We start from the raw sequence: 21,206 nt of genomic DNA, 5'->3' as shown, positions 1-21,206 counted from the left end.
CGGGGACGGCTGTGTGACGTTACTGGCGGTCGGAAGGAATTTATCTGTGCCGGTATATTAATAAAAAGCTGAGCGAGTGAAAACCTTTGGCAAAATGGAATTATAATGAGGAAGAGCGTGCACGCCTCGCTGCAAACGTTTAACTACGATAATATACAACGTTCTAAACTGTATGTGCTGTATACACTTAGCTTGCTATCATTTGCCATCCAGCTGACGCAGCCAGCGTTCATCCGCTGGCCAGTAATGTCACATAGCCACTCTCGCCCTTGTTAAGTGAAGTAGATAGCGGGCGGGGATGTGTGATATCAAATGAACACAATTCAAATTTTGTAGGTTTCACAAGCCGTCACCTCAAGCTATATCGCTATCAGCCAGCTTTTTTGTTTTCCAGTTATCAAACAGATAATACGCACCACCAATTAGTGCTGGAATAATTGGCGACAGAGCTTGCCCCCAATACACGCCTTTAAAGCCCAGCATGGTGAAACTGCTTAAAGCGGAACACAAGGGTAATCGGATAAAAAACGAATCCAACAGGGCGTCTACCATGGCAAGCGGTGCGGCACCTACTCCCACAGCGAACGAATCGAAACTATACATAATAGCATAGATTAAGCTGTTCCAAAAACAACATATCCGAAGGTACTCTATCCCGGCAGAAATAACCGTGGGGTCAGAAGTATCAAACAGCATAACCAATCGCCCTGCAAATAATTGCACAAAAACCACAGAAATCAATGTCACAAGTAGGTTGATTTTCAGTCCGGTTGTGCCAATTTTCTTTGTCCTGTCTATCTGCCCCGCGCCCATGTTTTGCCCAACCATTGCCGTCATTGCCGAACCAATCGCCCAGCATGGCATACCTGCAAAGGTATTGATTTTAAGACCAATGCCGGAAGCGGCCGCAATTGTGACACCGTACATATTCAGCATGGCCGCTATGATTAGATGAGAGAGATTCACCACAGCCATTTGGATAGCCGTGGGCAGGCTAATCTTCAAGACGGATTTGGCTATTGGGGGATGAACGGCAAAACTACGAACCTTGAAATCAAAAAGAAAGTTTTGGCGTTTCAGGTATGCCACCGATATAACAAACGACATCCCCTGTGAAATTACAGTGGCGTATGCGGCACCAACAGTTCCCATGTTCAAAAGGCCAACAAAAATACAATCTAAAATCACATTGATAACAGTCGCAATTCCGACAAAGATTAATGGACGAATTGAATCGCCAATACCACGCAGGATCGAGCAGGTAGCATTATATCCGAATACAAAAATCGTACCACACAGTATGACAAGCATATAGTCTCTTGCATCCTTTAGAGATTCTATGGGCACATTCATCAGGGAGAATACATGCCTGTAGGTAGCTAACCCAGCTATAGTAATAATGATTGCCAAGACGCCTGTTAAAGCATAAATCGTTCCTATGGCATCCTTTTGTCCTTGTTTGTTTCCCGCACCCTTGTACTGGGCAATCAGCACAGTGCCACCAGTGGTGACACCTAAACAAATCGCATTGACGATGAATACCAGCGTTGATGCATTACTGATTGCGGCAACGCCTGTACTTCCAACAATTTGCCCAACAACCAGCATATCTACGATGTTGTATAGAGATTGAAGCAAATTTGCAATAAATAAAGGAAAGGCAAACCGCAACAGTGTTGTTGGCACTTTGCCAACCGTTAAATCCATTTCAGTTTTCATATCAAAATCATCCTTTACAGAAAAATAAAAGCAGGAGGCGTTTTGCCTCCTGCCGGTGTTGTAATAACACATAACAAAAGGCCACCGACAAAACGCTGTCGATGGCCTTACACACTATTTTACGGTATCAAAATACAGTTGGAGAGTACAGTTCAAACTCCCAACCGGATGCCGATGAAATACTGTTATGTCTAGGCTCCGTACAATGCTTCATCGAATCCAATTGTGCGGAGCTGACTTCTATGCAAATCTTATTGTAAATCAAATAAAACATTGTTTTGCGCCCTTTCTTTATGCAGATATTGTACTTCTTAAAAGCGTTTTTGTCAATTATAGCATAACCCACTGCGCCGATTGCGGGAGCAAAATGTACTACTGCACCAGCAATGACTTTGAAAAGCGGCAGGATTGCTTTGTCTGCTCGTCTTCACGCAAACTGGTGGACGCCTGCCCCGAAAGTCTCTACATCCGGGCCGCGTGTGAGGAAGTGCCGGGAGCGAACGCATTCGCCGCATCCACGACCGGGTCCGGAAGGTACGCAATAGTGAAGAAGTCGGGGGGAAGTATATGCAGGCAGGGGATGTCATCTCATACAAGCTCATATAACATCCCCAAACCTGTTTCCGGCTCTTTAAGCCTTTTATCACTATGCTGATACAGCCAAAGCCCTTCCATCAGCCAGCGGCGTCTACATTACGAAGCCGACAGTTCACTACACCGGATAGCTTCCGTTCTCTGTATCTGCTACCGTCTGGTCCACCTTCGTCTGCTGTGCTTCTCTGTATTTGAAGAAATCGGTAGCTACCTGCGGGAACAGCGCATAGGTGAGAACGTCTTCATCCTGCTGGCTCCACTGTGCCATCTCGCTGCGAAGCGTATCCAGTTCATCCGGAATGAGATCAGCTGGACGACAGGTGATAATCTCGGCATCTTCTCCAAGGACTTTCTTCTTCACCTCTTCGTTGAACGGTTTTACAGTAGCGCCATATCTGCCGCTCAATACATCCTTCGTCTCTTTCGTCGCCATCTTATAACGTTCGCCCATGAGCACGTTGAATACAGCTTGTGTGCCGACGATCTGTGAAGATGGCGTTACAAGCGGAGGCTCGCCCAGGTCTTTTCTCACCCTTGGAACCTCTTCCAGCACATCGTAATACTTATCCTCTGCTCCCTGTTCCTTCAGCTGTGAAGTAAGGTTGGAAAGCATGCCGCCCGGAACCTGATACAGAAGCGTCTTGATATTGACGCCCATGTTCTTCGGATTCAGCAGGCCGCTCGCCAATGCCTCATCTCTGATTGGGCGGAAGTAATCTGCAATCTCCGCCAGAAGATTCTGATCGAATCCCGTATCATACGGAGTGCCTTTAAAGGTCTCGACCATAACCTCCGTAGCAGGTTGAGAGGTTCCGAGTGCAAACGGCGACATCGCTGTATCTATCACATCGACGCCGGCTTCGACCGCCTTCAGATACGTCATGGACGCAACGCCTGAAGTATAATGCGTATGCAGCTGGATTGGCAGGTCTACTGCTTCTTTCAGCGCTCCTATGAGTTCTGTCGCTTTGTATGGCACGAGCAGGCCGGCCATATCTTTGATACAGATAGAATTGGCTCCCATTTCTTCAATCTTTTTGGCTATATCAACCCAATACTCAAGCGTATAGGCATCTCCAAGCGTATAGGAAAGAGCCACCTGCGCTTCTGCCTTTTCCTTGTTGGCAGCTGTAACAGCCGTCTGAAGATTCCGAAGGTCATTCAGACAGTCAAAGATACGAATCACATCGATTCCATTTGCCACAGACTTCTGTACAAAATATTCGACGACATCATCTGCATACGGACGGTAGCCGAGGATATTCTGTCCGCGGAACAGCATCTGGAGCTTCGTATTCTTAAATCCGTCGCGGAATTTGCGCAGTCTGTCCCATGGGTCTTCCTTCAGGAAGCGCAGTGACGCGTCAAATGTTGCACCGCCCCAGCACTCTACTGAATGATATCCCACCTTATCCATCTTATCCACTATAGGAAGCATCTGTTCTGTCGTCATACGTGTGGCAATCAATGACTGGTGCGCATCACGCAGAATAGTTTCTGTTATTTTAATTGGTTTCTTTTCTATTTCTGCCATTTTTTCTTCCTCCATCTTATTTGATATGTCGCTCTTATGCTACATGACGCCAAAAATTGCCATAAACGTACCGGCTGCCACAGCAGTACCGATGACACCTGCTACGTTTGGCCCCATGGCGTGCATGAGCAGGAAATTCGTAGGATCCGCTTCTGCGCCAACCTTCTGTGACACTCTGGCTGCCATAGGAACAGCAGATACGCCAGCAGAACCGATCAGAGGGTTGACCTTGCCGTGAGTCGCCAGGCACATGAGCTTGCCGAACAGTACGCCGGCAGCCGTTCCAAACATGAAAGCGACCAGCCCGAGGATGACAATCTTAATCGTGTCCCAGTTCAGGAATGCCTCCGCGCTCGTCGTCGCTCCTACAGAAGTTCCGAGCAGGATAACCACGATATACATGAGCGCATTGCTGGCAGTCTCGGTCAACTGCCGCACCACGCCTGACTCACGGAACAGGTTACCGAGCATGAGCATACCGACAAGCGGAGCTGTGGTAGGCAGAATAGAGCATACGACAATCGTAACGATAATCGGGAACAGGATACGCTCCAGTTTGGATACCGGCCTTAGCTGTTCCATCTTTATCTTACGTTCCTTCTCTGTCGTGAGCAGCTTCATAATCGGCGGCTGAATGATAGGCACAAGTGACATATAAGAGTATGCCGCTACCGCTATCGGTCCCAGAATAGCCGTCTGCTGCAGTTTCCCTGCAAGGAAGATAGACGTCGGTCCGTCCGCGCCACCGATGATGGATACGGCCGCAGCTGCCTTGTCGGAGAATCCCATCGCCATAGCTCCCAGATAAGCGGCGAAGATACCGAACTGGGCGGCCGCTCCGAGAAGGAAGCTTTTCGGATTGGCAATCAGAGGGCCAAAGTCTGTCATCGCACCTACGCCAAGGAAGATAAGTGAAGGAAGTATCGCCCATTCATCCAGCTTGTAGAAGTAATAGAGCAATCCGCCTGTTCCGTTGGCCGCTTCTTCCGCATGCAGCATGATATCCGGGTAGATATTCACGAGCAGCATACCGAAAGCGATAGGTACCAAGAGCAGAGGTTCGAACCCATGTCGTATTGCTAAGAACAGGAAAACACATGCCACAGCAATCATGATTACATTGCCCCATGAAAGGCTGAAAAATGCTGTCTGATGCACGAGGTTTCCTAATGTCGTTGTTATATAATCCATTTTTTAACCTCCAGTCGTGTTTCAAGCATAATGATACTTATTATGCTTCTTAGTTTAATGTAGCTAATACTGCGCCGGCTTCTACCGCATCGCCTACAGCTGCGTCGATGCTTGCTACAGTCCCGTCTTCCGGTGCTACGACTGGAATCTCCATCTTCATTGCCTCGATGATGACTACGGCATCACCTTTCTTAACGCTTTGCCCTACATTGGCTTCTATTTTGAATACTTTTCCCGCTGCTCCTGCTTTCACCTGGATGGAGCCGGCTCCGGCAGACGCTTTCGGAGCTGCTTTCGGTGCCGCCGGGGCAGCCTTCGGTGCCGCTGCAGGTACTGCAGGTGCCACCGGAGCAGCGTTTGCGCCTTTTTCTTCCACTGTCACATCGTATACATTGCCGTTTACTGTAATCGTATAATTTTTCATCTTCTATATCCTCCTTGATTTCCCTCTATGAATTCCATTTGTTCGACGGTCTTCTTCTAATGCTTCTCACGACGAATCCATCGGTGGTTGTTCCTTCAGCCGCCGCAACCGCTGCGGAAATAACTGCTATGAGTTCTGTGTCATCTGCCTCTTTTGCAAGCTCCACAGCCACAGGCGCGCTGTCAACTGCAGCCGGAACTTCCGCGGTCTCTTCCGGCTTCCTGCTGAATGCCTTCTGCATTGCCGGTATAAAACGGAATAAGGATATGATCAGTGATATGAATATAAGTACGACAAACACTGTTCCCATTCCAAGAATTGTATTCAGTCCTGCTTTTTCGAGTATTTCTCCTCTTGTATATTCTCCGGCTACGGTCATGCTGTCCAGATTCAGATTGCCTCTTGTGTCCGCTTTGAATACAACTGTAATTTCTGCGTCCCGTTCCTCAAACTCTGCGTTTGCAGTCACTTTCAATTCCGTTCTGGATGCTGTGTATTTGTAATCGCCATGGCTTACATAGCCGCCGCATTCGTCGATTCCTGCTTTCCAGGCATTGATAGCGCCCAGGAAGCTGTCCGGTTCAAACGGAAGCCCGACACTCGCGAACTGCTGTTCCATCGCAAATTCTGACATGCTGTTCCACTGTTCTGTAGTATCTTCATCCGCGCTTGCACAGTAATCAATGAGGAAATCTGTCACCTGCTCTATAGTGGCTTTGTCATAGTCGACATCGGTATTCTGCTTGCTGCCACACCCGGTAAAGCAGAGGACGGCCGCCAGCACGCAGAATAATATGCTAATTTTTTTCTTCACTTTGCTCCACCTCTCTAAACCGTTCCGTGTTTTTTTACCGGGCGGTCTTCTCTCTTTGTGAATAACATCTCGAATGCTCCGATTACATATTTCCTCGTATCTTCCGGTGCAATGATCGTATCCACATAACCTCTTCTGGCCGCCGCCAGCGGGCTCGACTGGACTTCTCTATATTCAGAAGCTTTTTCCTTGATCACTTCCGCATCAGCGCCCGCATACATGATCTTAGCCGCAAGAGAGGCATCCATCATTCCGATTTCTGCATCCTGCCATGCATATACCATATCAGCACCGATAGCTTTGCTGTTCATGGTCACGTACGCACTTCCATAAGCTTTGCCGACAATGACATTTACTTTCGGCACAGTTGCGTTCGCAAATGCATAAGTAAGCTTTGCAGCTTCTCTGGCCAGATTCTTTTCCGCACACTTGCTTGCCTCAAATCCAGACACATTAGTCAATGAGAGAACCGGTATATTAAACGCGTCGCAGAATTCCACAAATTCAGCAGCTTTCTTGGCTCCGTCTGCCGAAAGGGAACCGTCAAACTCAGCCGTGGATTCTGCCTCTGAATCATATACTTTAGAACGGTTCGCCACCGCGCCGACTGTCATTCCGTTCAGACGTATGAAGCCGGTAACCATATCTTTTGCATAGTGCTTCTTCGTCTCAAAGAAGATATTGCTGTCTGATATCTGGGCGAGGGCTATCGCCGTATCTTCTGACGCATTTTCTATACCGGTACAAACACGGTTCAAGTCGTCCGCGCACTCATTATAAGAGGCATCTTCTTCATTATTACATGGTAACATACATATCAAAGATCGTATGCTGCTAATAATCTCTTCCTCCGTTCCGATGTCATCGACGAGGCCTGCACTTTCGCTCTGGAACTGCGCGGATGATGTATCGCATTTAGACATTTCATTTCCTGGAATTGCATTTGGAGAATTCAGGAATAATTTTCCTCTCTTACTCTCCATAAAAGTAAAGTCGGTAAGCGCCGGAACAACGGCCAGCCCTCCGCCGCATGTCCCGAAGACAGCAGTAATCTGGGGAATGACGCCTGATGCCATCGTCTGTTTCAGATACAGGCTGCCAAATGCTTCCAGCGCATCTGTCGCCTCCTGAAGCCTCAGTCCTGCACAGTCCACAAGACCGATGACCGGTGCGCCCATCTTCATAGCCATATCGTAGATGTTAGCAATCTTTCTGGCATGCATCTCGCCGATAGCCCCGTTCAGCACGGAGGCATCCTGGCTGTACACATAAACCAGATTCCCGTCAATCACTCCATATCCGGTTATGACACCGTCTGCCGGAGTTTCTTTTTCCTGCATGTTGAAATCAGTAGATCTGGCTGTAACCGCCCCACCTATCTCAACAAAGCTTCCTGCGTCGAGCAACGATTCTATTCTATTGCCCGCTGCACTTCCTGTTGCCAAGTTGTCCATAGTCTAGCCCTCCATTTTCTTACATATTCTAAATCAGGTTCTTTAGCATGAAACATCTAAAAGTAAAACCAAATTTTTGCCAATTATATTGTATAATAACGAATTGAAAATAGCAATCTTTTTCGTCGTAAAATTGATATTTTTTTCACACACCGAAGCCTGTCTATAATTCTGTTGTTTTGTCGAGTATCTGATGGTAGAAGCCTTCCCGGCTGTCTCTCCTCTCAATCGTATCAATGATTTCTCCGTCTTTGAGCATGATGATTTTTTTACAGAAGCTGGCCAGACGGGAGTCATGTGTCACCATCACGACCGTCTTGCCCAGTTCATCGTTGATCTTGCACAATGCGTCTATGACGACTTGCCCGGACTTGGAATCCAGGTTCCCCGTCGGCTCGTCGGCCAGAACCACCTCCGGATTGTTGATCAGCGCCCTGCATATGGCGACCCTCTGCTTTTCTCCGCCGGAGAGCTCGTAAGGCGCCTTATACAGCAAGCCGGTGATGCCGAACTGCTCCGTCAGCTCTTCCACCTTCTTTTTCATCGCCTCAGGTTCTGCTTTGTCCAGTATCATCGGCAGTTTGATGTTGTCCATCACGGACAGGCTGTCCATCAGGTAAAAGTCCTGGAATACGAAACCAATCTGGCGTCTCCTTATGTCTGCCAGTTCATCCTTCCACAGTTCCTCTGTATCCATACCCTTAAAGATAACGGTTCCTCCCGTAGGTCTTTCCAGCATTCCAAGAAGCTTGAGGAACGTAGTCTTTCCACAGCCGGATTTTCCCATAATACCGACAAATTCCCCTTTTTCCACCGCAAAGTCAATTCCCTTGAGGACATGGATTTCATGGACCTCTACGCTCTGCCTTGTCTCCACTTTATAATTGTGGACCAATCCTTTTGTCTCTATTATCTTCTCTTTCATTTACACTTCCTGCCTCCCTACATTTATCCTGCTTTTCTTTATCTTACGTTCCATCTGATACACGAGCCATGCCATCCAGGCAGCTTGTATGATGAGATACACGGCGGCCATCGTCCCCCCTGTCTTGATATAGTTCATAATCTGTGAAGATTCATATGTCCTAAGCCGGAATACGAGGGCCGTATAGATGGCCGCGGTCACGGTGCTGATAAGAACCGGCGCCACGGCAAAGGGCCACATCTCTTTTCTGATTGTCTTCATCTGTTCCCGTTCGTGCATGCCCATGCAGTCATAAAATCCATACCGGCGGCAGATATCGCCTGCCTCGAAAGAGAATTTGATATAGGTCAGGAAGCATGCACAGGCGGCAAGCATCAGGATGACAAATGCATAAACCACCTCATTTGTATAGCGTTCAGACACTATATCCCTGACGGTCTGCCGACTCCCATAGTACACCCGGATATCATAGTCATAGGATTCATCGACGATATGCTTCTCACGAAGGGTCTGCAGTTCCCTGTCCACATCTGCGTAATGCTCCTCCGGCACATTTAGAAGGCAGAGGTTTCTGATGCCTTCCTCTGTTTTTGCATATGCACTATTGAAATAATCATCCGAAAACACCACAAGATTCTCCTGCGATCCCCGTTGCAGCATGCCAGTCAGAATCTTACACTCATAATCTTTGACCCTCCACTGCGCATACTCCCCGCCACCCTGTGGCTGGCCCAGCTTCAGATATGGGTTCTCAATCCCTGCTCCGGCCGATGCGTCAATTGGACGTACTTTATAAGAGCTGTCCTGTTGAAAGACGATATGAATCTCGTCCTCCTCTAAGCCAAGCGGGGATGGCTCGGGAAGCCCCCGTGCCTCGTAAAGCTTTCGGTAAGTTGCCTCGGAGATTCCGATGTTCTGCCCCGGAGGGGCAAACATGATGAGTGTCGCCATAAAGTCAAACGAATTTCCTGTCGGTGTCGTAACCCGAATCATTGGATAGAGGTCGGCCCTTGCATCATATTTCTGCTCTATGCCTGCTACGGTATCTTCATCCCCCTCATGCATCGTCAGCACAAAATCATATGGAATTAATTCTTCAGCCGGCTTTGCAATCAGATTGCCGCAGAACTGTATGAGAAACAGCCCAAGTGCAAGGAGATGGATGGTGGTGAGCATGACCAGATATCTGCAGTTTTTCTTAAAACGGTAATAAAAAGGAATCTTTTCCAGGAGGTGCCGGTAAAAATACCGGTCTGACTTATCCGTCCACTTCATCAGAAGTGCCTTTCCGTACGTAATCGCAAGATAGAGGCCGAACGCAAAATAGAATACGGTCCATATGCTCGTGTCCGCGTAACTAGAGATGCTGGAACGTATGAACTCTAATCCCAGCAAACTGGCAGGTATGAGGAATCTTCCCGGAATCTTTTCCCTCGCCACGTCTTTTACAGACGCAAAGGAATCTCTCACACGGAGATAGGACTCATAATTGATGGCAGTGGCTATCATAAGTACAATGACATAGCCAATCAGCGCAAACAGATAGATGGCAGGCCCGATACTCGATACGATGACACCCGTGCCGAGCTTATTGACAAGAAGGTGCCTCATGTACAGCAATATGCCCGTGCCGGCGGCAATGCCCGCGATGAAAGAAATAAGAAGGCTTCCTGCGTATTCCACCATCATGATGACGGACAGGGTCCTGCTTCGGATTCCGAGAACCGTGAACATACGGTAATCAGACATCCTGCTTTTGATATAGTATGAGAATACAAATGCAGTCAGGAATATGGTAAGAAACATGATAAGGCCGACAGCGCGAATAAGGATCTGCTGCATCCCGGTCCCGAGAACGATGTCTTCTATGGAGTGGACCTTGCGGAGAATATAGTTCATCCCAATCGCCACAGTCAGAAATGTAGCGGAAAATACACCGCTTAAGATAAAAAGTATATAATTCTTCCATTTATATTTGAAATTATCCCAGATTACAGAATAGAATTCTCGCGGATACCTGCCCGGGAAATGGAGGCGGCGTCTCCGTTCTGCTTTTTCTTCCCGCTCCCTTTTCTTCATAAGCCGATAATTTTCATTGATCTCTTTACTCTGTTCCAGGTAGAGTACCACGAGAAACTCTAACCCCATGATGGCGACAAACGCGAAAAGTGCCGGACCCGCGTCATATCCCCCAAATATCGTATATCCGGTAAAATAGATAAATGTACAACCGTACATAGCCGTATTCAAAATTCTGCTTCTTATGTTGAAAAAAAGCAGCACTTCATGGACTGCGACGAGAAGGACCCCCGCAAGCGCCAGATAAGTCACTACGTATGACGCGTATATGTTTCCGCCATCCGGCGCATATGCCGCAATCCCTCCCGCGGCATATATCGCCCTGAAAAATCCATACAGCGTATACTTTTCCGGCCCCAGATAAGCCCACGGAAGCAAGAAAGTAACTGCCACTGCAAGAACACAGGCAATGGCAGAAATATGTTTTCCCTCAATTTTTTCCCTTTGTTTTTTCATGCAGACCTTTCCCCCGTTTCCTCATAGAACACACTTAAGCATACTCTACTCCAAATCCCCTTTTTTGGCAAGTCTGACTCCTGCACTTACTTACCTATAACGGAGGCCGGGCCGCAGTTTCCAGCCGGACTGTCGGACAGCACTCACAGTCCGGCTGTATTTTCAAGTATTTCTTCGTAAAATGCTTCCGTCCCGTCCCGGATCAGTTCTTTTATGAGTAACCCATCCTTCAGCAGCAGCACTTTCTTGCACCTGCTGGCAATCTTAGGGTCGTGGGTAACGATGATTACCGTCTTGTGCCACTCCTCATTCAGCCGCTGGAACCACCGGATTACCTCCTCACCCATGGCAGAATCCAGGTTGCCGGTAGGTTCGTCGGCAAGAATCAGGTCCGGATCATTCATGAGGGCGCGGCAGAGCGCAGTCCTCTGCCTCTCCCCGCCGGACATCTGGAACGGATATTTCTCCGTCAGGCCGCTGATTTGAAACTGTGCTGTCAGCTGTTCCATCTTCTCTTTCCTCCGCCCAGGCTCCATCTTATCCAGGATAGCCGGAAGCATAATATTTTCTTCCACAGTCAGGCTGTCCATAAGATTGTAATCCTGAAACACAAACCCCATTCCTTTCCTTCGGATGTCCGAGATCTCCTCCTCCCACAGAGTTGCGGTCTCCCGGCCATTTACATAGATCTTGCCTTCGGTCGGTTCATCCATCAGGCCGAGAATCTTTAAGAGCGTCGTCTTTCCACAGCCAGAACGGCCCATCACCGCAATAAATTCTTCTTCCTCTACAGAGAGGCTGATTCCTTTCAGTACCGGAACCTGCTGCGTATTATATGTCTTTACCAGTTCTTCTGCCTTTAAGATCGTCCCCATAACTGCCTCCTTTGCTTTCTCCCGACTCCCGGAACCGCCCGCATATAATACTCCCCAAGCACTCCCGTGACAGCCGCGTAAAGTAACGTATAGCACAAAAGTAATATGCTCACGGATTTAAGAAATGCTGCAGTCTCCCCTGCCGTATACATCCTTTTCACCGCCACGGCACATATAAATGGAATGGACAGCAGGATTGCGGGCACATAGCTTCCCCACACCATCTTCGCCATCTCCCCTCGAAGGAGACGGCGCCGTTCCTTCTGCGGCATGCCCAAGCATTTGAGCTGGGAGAACTTCTGCGCCAGTTCCTCCTGCTCCAGCCCATACTTGATAAAGAATAGGAAGAAGCTTCCCATCAAGAGTACGGCAAGTACTGCCAGGCAGGCGGCTTTCTTAAAGTAATGCTCTGCCGCCGCCTCTGCCGCTGCCGCTTTTTTTGCATAGCAGGGCTGTATCCTGTCATCCCAGGAGGCATCCTCTTTATGCTCCTTAGCAAATGCGCCGAGCTCCTGTTCTATCTTTCCATAATTCCCACTGCTGCATTTGATAAGCTTCAGACAGACAGGTCCTTCCCTTCCCTCTGCGTCATGATAGGATCTTTCAAACAAGCTGTCAGCAAGCACTACAATATTCTCCTGCCGGCCCTGCTGGAACATTCCTGTCAGATTGCCGCGTTCGCTGCTCTTCATCTTGTACGTCGGAAACAGGCTCTCCCTTTCCATAAAGTTATAGCTCCTAAGAGGCTGGCCGATACGAAGCCTCGGTTCCTTGTCCCCTATATACCATTCCAGCGGATGGCTTTTGACCGAGGTGTCCTGCTGGAACACTACATGGACCTCATTCTCTTTCAGTCCCGGTCCATCCTCTGCCTGCTCCCCCAAGGCCTTCTTGAGCTCCCGATAGGATGTCTCTGACACTGTGATATGCTGCCCCTGGGGCCACATGACCCCCATATACTGATTGGCGGCGGCCTGCTCCCACGTGTATGGCGCACCGAGAGGCGTCGTACACCTGAGCATAGGCAGCGTATGGATATCGGCAGCGTAAGTAGCAGACAAGTCTGCAAAAAAGTCCTCGTCCTCTTCATAAGACATACAGACGAAGTCGTATGGGTAGAGCTTATCCATGCTCCCAACAGCCTCTACAGCGGCAAATTCCGGAATATAAATCATGCCAGAAAGAAGATGAAATGCAAAGAGCAGATACCAGAACCGGTAATTTGTCTTAAACCGGTACCTCCACGGCAGGATGGACAGCAGGTTTTCCCCGTGCGCTGTCGTTCGTCCGGCCCGGGCTGCAGTTATCCTGGCAAATAAAAAGTAAAACAGCACAAACGAACCTGCAAGCGTCCACACATTAGCGGAGAACTTCTCCGTCTCCGGAGGCAGCCAGTACCGTACGGCCGAAACTGCCGTGGCAGCCATTCCGGCCCCGATTCCGGGAATGAGGAACCGGCGTGGAATCTTCTCCGCCTCCTGCTTTCTTGTAGATATCTGAAACAGGCTCTTGTGTTCAAACAGATGATAATTGACGAGAGAAGACGCTGTCACCGTAGCGGCATATATTCCTGCGGCCGCCGCCATTGTCTTAACTCCCCCCGTCGACCAGCCGCCGGCCTCTGCTATACCGGCAAACACCGTCTTTCCTGCCAAGAGGAGCAGCCCATCGGCCAGAAGCAGCCCCGCAGCCAGAGAAATCAGCAGACAGGCCGCATACTCCAAGGCGATGATGAGTCTCAGCGTAGTCTTCCTTATGCCAAGGCTGTAAAAAATACTGTAATTGCGCATCCGCGTCCTGAGATAGTGCGTGATAATAAGTGCTAGTATCAGGACAGAAAAGCATGCAGCTACCGGAAGTATCTCTCCCAGTATGCGCTGCATCCCATTGTCATATCCGGTGCCGATTCCGGTGCCACTCGACTTAAGCCCGCTCTGCACCCCGAGCAGCGTGTGAAGCACCGTCACGATTCCGCCTGCACCTGCGATAAACAGAATATAGCTCTTCCGGTTATGGACGAAGTTTCTCCATACAATGTGATAAAAACCACGGTCATACTTGCCGGGAAAATATCTTCTCCGCTTTCTTTCTTCCTTCTCTTTTGTATCTTCCCGTTTCCGTAACTCAGCCTCTTTCCGGATTTGCCGTCTCTGTTCCAGATATAGCCCGCCCAGACAATCAGCTCCGACAGCGATAACAGATAGAATCAGCCCGGCATCCGGCAAATACCCCCCGAATGTAACGAGTACTAGAAACGCTGCCAGCACCATGCCATAGATCATATATCTCAGAAACCGTGGATTTTTGCGGAAGGCGAGCAGCACTATCCTTATCACGCTTAAGAGTACTGCCGCCGCAATCAGGTACATAAGAAAGTAGGATGGCAGAAACTCAGCATATGCGCTATCGTATGGCACCGCTTCAAGCGCGGTCTTTGTCACCAGGCTGTAATACTCCGGCAGTCCTCCGCATTCATGCACCGCTTTCAAAAACAGGGGCAGCGTGTACCTCTTCCCTGCGAACGTCAGCCATTTGAAGAACATGGTGGAACATATAAATACAACAGACATGCCTATGCCAAGCACCCGTCCTGCGTCACGCGGCGCATCGTCTCTTTCTGCTTTTCTTTTCTCCTCTGTCATATGCTGTCCCTCCCTCGTTATAAAGCTGCATCCCTCAGCTGCATCCACACACGTTATATACCGGCAACGAGAATCGCGATGCCTATGATACTGGCAATTACGAAACAGGCTGCTTTCATCAAGATAGAAGCCGCCGTCATCATCTGTGATACAAAAGTCTCTTTATTTTTTCTGTCCTTTACAAGAAATATATATTCTGATATGAGAAACATGATTAGAACAGAGGGCAGCAATGGACCATAGGAAAACAGATACTCCATCGCCATGCCTTTCCGTACCATTTTCCATATATACATGACAGTCAGACCGATGCTCAAGATATTCAGGACGACATCCACAAAGGCCGCTTTTACGAGAATATCCTTTTTCGCTTTTTGTTCAATATTTTTTTTGCCCTGTTCCAACAGCCTCTCCTCTTTCATGTTCTGCGCTATGAAGTCTTCACCGATCCCTATTCCCTGCTCCATCATCTCTTTCTGCTTTCGGCATGCGGCGCAGCGCGCGAGATGTTCCTCCACAAGCTCCCTGCTCTCCTTGCTGCAGGCGTTGTCCAGATAAAGCGGCAGCAAATCCTGTATGATGTTACAACTCGTCATTTCCATCTCCCCCTAACCTTTCCTGAATCATGCATTTTGCCCTGTAGTACGTTACTCTGGCCCAGGATTCCGACTTCTTAAAGAGCCGGCCGACATCTCTGTAAGACAATTCTCCCATCACCCGCAGGGTAAATACCTCCTTGTACGGCTCTGCTAGTCCGTGCAGTATCTTATGAATCCGCCTTCTCTCGTCTGCAGCCACCACCGCTGCCTCCACGTTGTCCCGGCTCCTATATTCTTCCAGACTTTCCTCCGGTTCCAGAGCTTTGTTCTTTCTACACCACGCATAATAGGAATGTTTGGCAATCTGACAGAGCCAGACCGATATCTTACATGTCCCCCGGAACCGGTCCAGATGCTCAAATGCAAGAAAGAACGTCTCCTGCGTCAGTTCTTCCGCGATATCCGGGCTGCCGCTGAGTCTCAATAGAAAGCGGTATACACTTTTCAGATTTCTTGCATAGATTTCTTCAAATTCATCCATCCGCCCTGCCTCCTTATATATAAGAGTCTGCTATCCAGGTTTTGTTACAAAATATTTTCGTTCATCGTGGACATTTATATCTGTACTAAAGTATAACACAAGCGCTCATAATTAATATGTCAATTATGAGTCAAATGACTTTATCCTGCTAATTCAGCACCAAATCACCTTGCCAGAACACCAATAAATTCCTAAAATATTTATTAACTTTTTCTTAAAAACGAGTTGTACTATAGTCTGATTTGTGCTATTATCTATCTCGATAAAGTTTTAAATATTGCTGGTGGGGTTCCAGATATTTAAAACAAAAATAACCTAATATTGGGAGGTAATAAGTATGGAAACAGCAGTAAAGAAACGCAGACCGTTTGGCTTCTATGTTTGTGCTCTCGGATTTACATTCGAGCGTCTGGCATTCTACACAGTGAAATACCTGTTAGCCATCTGGATTGCAACTGAGGCTGCCAAAGGTGGGCTTGGTCTTACCGATGTAGAGGGTGCTGCCATGTCTGCTTCCTTCGTAGCATGGACGTATATCACGCCTATGTTCGGCGGATACATAGCGGACCACTGGTTAAGCCCGAGAATTTGCGTGGCTGCAGGTATGATTTTAATGGGGATTGGCTACCTGTGTACATGGCAGGCCCACTCTATGGGCCTTGTTTGGGCAATGATTGTTCTCGTATCCATTGGTACTGGTCTGTTCAAAGGTAACTTATCCGGTGTAAACGGACTGTTATTCCACGATAAGGATGAATTGAATTCTGCTTTCTCAATTCAGTATTCCTTCGTTAATATCGGTTCCTTCATCGGTACGACGTTCCTTGCCATCACGGCAACGACAGGTCTTGGCGGACTTAAGTTAAGCTTTAACACAGTATTCTTAGTTTGTGCAATCTTCTTGTTCATCGATGCTGCATGGTTCATCTTCAACGGCAGAGCTCTCGGCGATGCCGGAAAGAAGCCATTCAAGCATGACCAGAGAGAGTTCGTCGCTAAGGACAAGAAAGACGCTGAAGAGTCCAAGCCGCTTACATCAGGCGACTGGAAGCGTATTATCGCAGTTATCCTTGTAACGTTGTTCTCCGCCGTATTCTGGATGGTATGGTACATGGCCTACATGCCTGCGTACTACTATTTCGGCTATGGCAACGGAGCTTCCTTCCTGAACCATGCGAACTGGTATATCGGTAACTTCCAGATACCTACTTCATGGTTCGACTCTATCAACGCTCTCGTATGTATCATCTTAGGTCCGGCGCTTGCTGTACTGTGGGCTAAGATGGCGAAGCGTCCGAAGGGTGACATGAGTATGTTCAAAAAGACAGCACTTGGCACCATGCTCGTAGGCGTATCCTACATCGTAATGGTTATCGCTGATGTTATCAGAGGCGAGGGCCAGGCTTCTGTCTTATGGTTAGCACTTGTATGTCTGCTGATGTCAGTCGGAGAAATGGTATTCTCCCCTCTGGGGAACTCCTTCATCTCCAAGATTGCGCCTGCGAAGGTACTTGGTCTTCTGTTAGGCTTCTGGCCAATCGCGGTATTTATCGCACAGTATGCTTATCCACCTGTATATGCATGGTTAAAGACTATTGCATTTGCAAAAGGATACGGCGGACTTGCAGTTGTCGTAATTGCGCTTGGTCTTATTCTTTGGATCTTCAGCGGCAAGCTCGATAAGCTGGAGCAGTCCGAATAATCAATTGAATATGGAATAAAGCAGAGCCCATGCCGGGAATCCGGTCCATGGGTTCTGTTTTTTGCTTTTGCCAGTGCCCCGCCCTTTATATTTTTCATACTTCAGTTTGTACTTTAGTCTGTTTTGTGGTACATTATTGTTATAAAAAGAGGTTATTTTCAAGGAGGTATATCTTATGGACGTTTCAGAAAGAATTTCCAGGCTGCGCGCTCTGATGGCTGAGAAGGGTATTGACGCTTACGTCGTTCCCACCGCCGATTTCCATCAAAGCGAATATGTCGGGGAACATTTTAAAGCGAGAAAATTCATCACCGGGTTCAGCGGATCCTATGGAACGGCTGTCATCACGATGGACGACGCGGGGCTGTGGACCGACGGCAGGTACTTCTTCCAGGCGACGAATGAGTTAGAAGGCAGCGGTGTCCGCCTGATGAAGATGTTTGTCGGGGATACTCCATCGGTGACGGAATTTCTGGCCGATGTAGTTTCGGAAGGCGGAACGGTTGCATTTGACGGACGTGTCCTGTCAATGGGCGAGGGGCAGGAATTTGAGGCTGCTCTTTCTTCTAAGCATATTCGTCTCGATTATTCGGAAGATTTGATTGACACTGTCTGGGCGGACAGGCCACCGCTTTCCGATAAGCCGGCATTTTTCCTGGAAGAAAAGTATTCGGGTGAAAGCGCTGCCTCCAAGCTCTCACGTGTCCGTGATGTAATGAGGGAAAATGGAGCGTCGCTGCATGCCATTGCATCTTTGGATGACGTGTGCTGGCTTTTAAACCTGCGTGGGGATGATATTGACTTCTTCCCGCTTCTGCTCTCCTACGCTGTCGTCAGGATGGATGGTGTTGATTTATACGTGGACGAGAGCAAACTGGATGCCCGGATTCACGAGGAGCTGGCCAAAGTTAATGTGGCTATCCACCCTTATAACAATATCTACAGCGATATTAAGGAACTGGATGCATGTGAGACCATTATGATTGATCCGATGAAGACGAACTATGCTCTTTTCAAGAACATATCCTGCAATATTGTGACCACAGCTAATCCTACGATTCTCATGAAAGCCATGAAGAATCCCGTCGAGCTTGATAATATCAGAGCCGCGCATATCAAAGACGGGGTAGCCGTCACAAAGTTTATGTACTGGGTGAAGACCCGTTATGACAAGGAGACCATCACGGAGCTCAGTTCGGCTGAGAAGCTGACACAATTCCGTTCCGAACAGGAAGGATACATAAGAGACAGCTTTGAGCCTCTCTGCGCCTATGCAGACCACGCGGCCATGATGCATTACTCTCCGAGCGGGGAGACCGATGTCGCGCTGAAAGCCGGCGCATTCTTCTTAAACGATACGGGCGGCGGTTACTACGAAGGCTCCACAGACATAACAAGAACCTTCGTCCTAGGGTCTGTAGACGGACAGATGAAGAAGTATTTTACTGCGGTCGTGCGTGCCATGATGAATCTCTCCCGTGCCAAATTCTTATACGGATGCTATGGCTACAATCTTGATGTACTCGCAAGAGGTCCGATCTGGGATTTGGATCTCGATTTCCAGTGCGGCACCGGGCACGGTGTCGGTTACCTTGCCAATGTCCACGAGCCGCCGACAGGCTTCCGCTGGTATGTCGTTCCGAGCAAGAACGAGCACCATCAGCTGGAAGAAGGCATGGTAATCACAGATGAGCCTGGTATCTACGAGGACGGTCAGTTTGGCATCCGCATTGAAAATGAGTTTATCGTGCGTAAAGGTGTGCAGAACAAATACGGCCAGTTCATGCATTTTGAGACAATTACTTTTGCTCCAATCGATCTGGATGGAATCGATCCCGAAGAAATGAGCAGATCTGAACGGGAATGGCTGAATAATTACCATAAGGATGTATATGAAAAGATAGGCCCGCACCTGAATGATGAGGAACGGGAATGGCTGAAAGCGTATACCCGCGCGGTTTAAGTTGACAAGGAGCCGGTATGTTATCCAATACCGGTTCTATTATAAGGAGGTTTTGACGATGATTATTGCAGCAAGATATCTGATGACAGGCGATGGTAAGTCTGTCCTTGAAAACAGAGCAGTTCTTACCGGGGCTGACGGAAAGATTAAAAAAATCGGTGCAAAGGAAACGCTTATGAAAGAATTTCCGGGAGAAGAATATAAGGATTACGGAGATGCCACTCTTCTTCCCGGCCTGTTTGATATGCATGTCCACCTTGCTTACTGGTATTCTCAGCCAGACAGCTTCAATTACGGCCCACAGCTCGTCATGCTCTATGCGCTGCAACATGCGCAGTCTGCTTTCGAGCGTGGAATCACTTCCGTCCGTGACATGTCTTCCGCCCGCGGAGTATGCAAGAATCTGAAGCTGGCGGCCGAGAAGGGGTTTGTAACCATTCCTCATATAACCCATACCGATACGGGCATGTGCATGTCCGGAGGACACGGGTGGGAAGAAGTCGCACAGGTTGATGGCCCATGGGAAGTCCGCAAGGAAATCCGCAGGCAGGTACGTGACGGTGCCGAGTGGGTAAAGATATTGACTACCCACCGTTCCCACATCCCCGAATACACCCAGGAGGAATTAGATGCCGCGGTTGATGAATGCCACAGGCGTGGAATCAAATGTGGTGTCCACGCAGGGACGAACCCAGGCATACAGATGTGTATCGACGCAGGTTTCGACACGATTGAGCATGCCACCTTCATGACGCTTGACCACGCAAGGCAGATGGCGGAAAAGGGCATCGCTTGGACGCCGACAATCATGGCTTACACGCTCCTTTACGATATCTGCAACGAGAACGTGGAAAAGAATGCAGGCGCTCCGGTCAATGATCCGGTTATGCAGAAAGAGATGAAAGATTACCAGTATTTTGAACCGGCATACAAAGCCTATAAAGAACATTTTAAAGAGTTTTATGACACTGGCGTAACCGTAATCGCCGGGACAGATATGGTCATGTACCAATCTCCTCTTCTCCCGCTTCCCCGTGAGCTGCAGTATATGGTGGAATACGGAATCACCCCGGTTCAGGCGATTCAGACTGCAACTTCCAATCCTGCAAAGGTACTTGGCGTGGAGGACGAACGTGGCCTTGTAAAAGAAGGGCTGGACGCCGATCTTCTCGTCGTAGGTGGTGACTTGAGCAGCGATATTACCTGCCTGAACGATGTAAAGCTTGTGACACTCGGCGGCAGGAAGGTATTTGAAAATGGAATACGTTATGTAGGAACAGGCAATATGTTCATGTAATGTAAGTTTAAGTAAATTAGGCGGCGGGCGGGGAGCCGGGTGGCAGATGCTTCGATGCGTACGAGGCTCCGACTATTTCACGTATCCCTAACCCTGCGGAATGCGCGCCGATAGCGGCTTGCATCCCGCAGGATAAGGGCTACGGAAAGGATTCTCCGCCTCTCCCGCTTACACCTGCGCATCTCCCACCCGGCTCCCCGTCCGCTATCTACTTTACTAACAAGGGCGTGAGCGGCCGTGTGACGTTACCGGCCAGCGGATGAACGCTGGCTGCGTCAGCTGGATGGAAAATAGTAGCAAGCTTAGTGTATACAGCACATACAGTTTAAAACGTTGTATATTATCGCAGTTAAACGTTTGCAGCGTGGCGTACACGCCGTTGCTGCAGGAAGAGCCGGAGTCAGGCAAGGGATGTTATCTCACATAACAGCCCCTGTACCTGATTCCGGCTCTTCCT

General features: G+C 48.6%; 15 protein-coding genes. 3 read left to right on the top strand and 12 right to left on the bottom strand.

Going from position 1 to position 21,206, the window contains the following annotated elements:
* Nucleotides 1-354: 354 nt before the first annotated feature.
* The 12 genes from HMPREF0980_RS04415 to HMPREF0980_RS04360 all read right to left on the bottom strand — a co-directional run bounded on the left by HMPREF0980_RS04415 (nucleotide 355) and on the right by HMPREF0980_RS04360 (nucleotide 15,787).
* Nucleotides 355-1,719 (bottom strand): MATE family efflux transporter, encoded by a 1,365-nt coding sequence (locus tag HMPREF0980_RS04415; protein ID WP_049727899.1) that lies wholly within the window; start codon nucleotides 1,717-1,719, stop codon nucleotides 355-357.
* Between the two features lie 712 nt (nucleotides 1,720-2,431).
* Entirely contained in the window at nucleotides 2,432-3,847 is a 1,416-nt protein-coding gene (locus tag HMPREF0980_RS04410) for an oxaloacetate decarboxylase subunit alpha (RefSeq protein ID WP_049727898.1), read from the bottom strand.
* Nucleotides 3,848-3,886: 39 nt separating this feature from the next.
* Nucleotides 3,887-5,038 carry a sodium ion-translocating decarboxylase subunit beta gene (locus tag HMPREF0980_RS04405; protein WP_049727897.1) on the bottom strand — a complete coding sequence of 384 codons (1,152 nt, stop codon included), beginning with the start codon at nucleotides 5,036-5,038 and terminating at the stop codon, nucleotides 3,887-3,889.
* Nucleotides 5,039-5,087: 49 nt separating this feature from the next.
* The gene (locus HMPREF0980_RS04400) at nucleotides 5,088-5,462 is read right to left on the bottom strand and encodes a biotin/lipoyl-containing protein (protein WP_049727896.1); all 375 of its coding nucleotides are present in this window, start codon (nucleotides 5,460-5,462) and stop codon (nucleotides 5,088-5,090) included.
* A gap of 25 nt (nucleotides 5,463-5,487) precedes the next feature.
* A complete protein-coding gene (locus tag HMPREF0980_RS04395; RefSeq protein WP_242847331.1) occupies nucleotides 5,488-6,276 on the bottom strand; it encodes an OadG family transporter subunit in 789 nt (262 codons plus the stop codon).
* 14 nt (nucleotides 6,277-6,290) lie between these two features.
* A complete protein-coding gene (locus HMPREF0980_RS04390; protein WP_049727895.1) occupies nucleotides 6,291-7,730 on the bottom strand; it encodes an acyl-CoA carboxylase subunit beta in 1,440 nt (479 codons plus the stop codon).
* 163 nt (nucleotides 7,731-7,893) lie between these two features.
* Complete coding sequence (locus HMPREF0980_RS04385) at nucleotides 7,894-8,655, bottom strand: ABC transporter ATP-binding protein (RefSeq protein WP_049727894.1); 762 nt, start codon at nucleotides 8,653-8,655, stop codon at nucleotides 7,894-7,896.
* On the bottom strand, nucleotides 8,656-11,190 hold the full coding sequence (locus HMPREF0980_RS04380; protein WP_049727893.1) for an ABC transporter permease: 2,535 nt from the start codon (nucleotides 11,188-11,190) through the stop codon (nucleotides 8,656-8,658).
* Nucleotides 11,191-11,333: 143 nt separating this feature from the next.
* Complete coding sequence (locus tag HMPREF0980_RS04375) at nucleotides 11,334-12,065, bottom strand: ABC transporter ATP-binding protein (protein WP_049727892.1); 732 nt, start codon at nucleotides 12,063-12,065, stop codon at nucleotides 11,334-11,336.
* Nucleotides 12,050-14,707 (bottom strand): FtsX-like permease family protein, encoded by a 2,658-nt coding sequence (locus HMPREF0980_RS04370; protein WP_049727891.1) that lies wholly within the window; start codon nucleotides 14,705-14,707, stop codon nucleotides 12,050-12,052. Before HMPREF0980_RS04370 ends, HMPREF0980_RS04375 begins: the two co-directional genes overlap by 16 nt.
* 53 nt (nucleotides 14,708-14,760) lie before the next feature.
* Nucleotides 14,761-15,303 carry a zf-HC2 domain-containing protein gene (locus tag HMPREF0980_RS04365; RefSeq protein ID WP_049727890.1) on the bottom strand — a complete coding sequence of 181 codons (543 nt, stop codon included), beginning with the start codon at nucleotides 15,301-15,303 and terminating at the stop codon, nucleotides 14,761-14,763.
* The gene (locus tag HMPREF0980_RS04360) at nucleotides 15,290-15,787 is read right to left on the bottom strand and encodes an RNA polymerase sigma factor (protein ID WP_049727889.1); all 498 of its coding nucleotides are present in this window, start codon (nucleotides 15,785-15,787) and stop codon (nucleotides 15,290-15,292) included. The genes HMPREF0980_RS04365 and HMPREF0980_RS04360 overlap by 14 nt, the downstream gene beginning before the upstream one ends.
* Before the next feature lie 337 nt (nucleotides 15,788-16,124).
* Here HMPREF0980_RS04360 and HMPREF0980_RS04355 point away from each other — a divergent pair, with 337 nt between their 5' ends.
* The 3 genes from HMPREF0980_RS04355 to HMPREF0980_RS04345 all read left to right on the top strand — a co-directional run bounded on the left by HMPREF0980_RS04355 (nucleotide 16,125) and on the right by HMPREF0980_RS04345 (nucleotide 20,749).
* Nucleotides 16,125-17,489, top strand: a complete 1,365-nt coding sequence (locus HMPREF0980_RS04355; RefSeq protein ID WP_049727888.1) for a peptide MFS transporter — start codon at nucleotides 16,125-16,127, stop codon at nucleotides 17,487-17,489.
* Nucleotides 17,490-17,664: 175 nt separating this feature from the next.
* A complete protein-coding gene (locus HMPREF0980_RS04350) occupies nucleotides 17,665-19,452 on the top strand; it encodes an aminopeptidase P family N-terminal domain-containing protein (protein ID WP_049727887.1) in 1,788 nt (595 codons plus the stop codon).
* 58 nt (nucleotides 19,453-19,510) lie between these two features.
* Nucleotides 19,511-20,749 carry an amidohydrolase family protein gene (locus HMPREF0980_RS04345; protein ID WP_049727886.1) on the top strand — a complete coding sequence of 413 codons (1,239 nt, stop codon included), beginning with the start codon at nucleotides 19,511-19,513 and terminating at the stop codon, nucleotides 20,747-20,749.
* Nucleotides 20,750-21,206 lie beyond the last annotated feature (457 nt).

This window comes from Dorea sp. D27, assembly GCF_001185345.1.
GTDB lineage: Bacteria > Bacillota > Clostridia > Lachnospirales > Lachnospiraceae > Extibacter.
Note: the sequence above shows the minus strand (reverse complement) of the source record. Positions and strands in the feature narration are given on the sequence as shown.

Bases quoted from the DNA above. Each gene is read 5' to 3' on its own strand.
- HMPREF0980_RS04405 (WP_049727897.1), bottom strand. From the start codon at position 5,038: ATGGATTATATAACAACGACATTAGGAAACCTCGTGCATCAGACAGCA.
- HMPREF0980_RS04410 (WP_049727898.1), bottom strand. From the start codon at position 3,847: ATGGCAGAAATAGAAAAGAAACCAATTAAAATAACAGAAACTATTCTG.
- HMPREF0980_RS04415 (WP_049727899.1), bottom strand. From the start codon at position 1,719: ATGAAAACTGAAATGGATTTAACGGTTGGCAAAGTGCCAACAACACTG.
- HMPREF0980_RS04350 (WP_049727887.1), top strand. From the start codon at position 17,665: ATGGACGTTTCAGAAAGAATTTCCAGGCTGCGCGCTCTGATGGCTGAG.
- HMPREF0980_RS04355 (WP_049727888.1), top strand. From the start codon at position 16,125: ATGGAAACAGCAGTAAAGAAACGCAGACCGTTTGGCTTCTATGTTTGT.
- HMPREF0980_RS04360 (WP_049727889.1), bottom strand. From the start codon at position 15,787: ATGGATGAATTTGAAGAAATCTATGCAAGAAATCTGAAAAGTGTATAC.
- HMPREF0980_RS04400 (WP_049727896.1), bottom strand. From the start codon at position 5,462: ATGAAAAATTATACGATTACAGTAAACGGCAATGTATACGATGTGACA.
- HMPREF0980_RS04345 (WP_049727886.1), top strand. From the start codon at position 19,511: ATGATTATTGCAGCAAGATATCTGATGACAGGCGATGGTAAGTCTGTC.
- HMPREF0980_RS04375 (WP_049727892.1), bottom strand. From the start codon at position 12,065: ATGGGGACGATCTTAAAGGCAGAAGAACTGGTAAAGACATATAATACG.
- HMPREF0980_RS04390 (WP_049727895.1), bottom strand. From the start codon at position 7,730: ATGGACAACTTGGCAACAGGAAGTGCAGCGGGCAATAGAATAGAATCG.
- HMPREF0980_RS04370 (WP_049727891.1), bottom strand. From the start codon at position 14,707: ATGACAGAGGAGAAAAGAAAAGCAGAAAGAGACGATGCGCCGCGTGAC.
- HMPREF0980_RS04385 (WP_049727894.1), bottom strand. From the start codon at position 8,655: ATGAAAGAGAAGATAATAGAGACAAAAGGATTGGTCCACAATTATAAA.
- HMPREF0980_RS04380 (WP_049727893.1), bottom strand. From the start codon at position 11,190: ATGAAAAAACAAAGGGAAAAAATTGAGGGAAAACATATTTCTGCCATT.
- HMPREF0980_RS04365 (WP_049727890.1), bottom strand. From the start codon at position 15,303: ATGACGAGTTGTAACATCATACAGGATTTGCTGCCGCTTTATCTGGAC.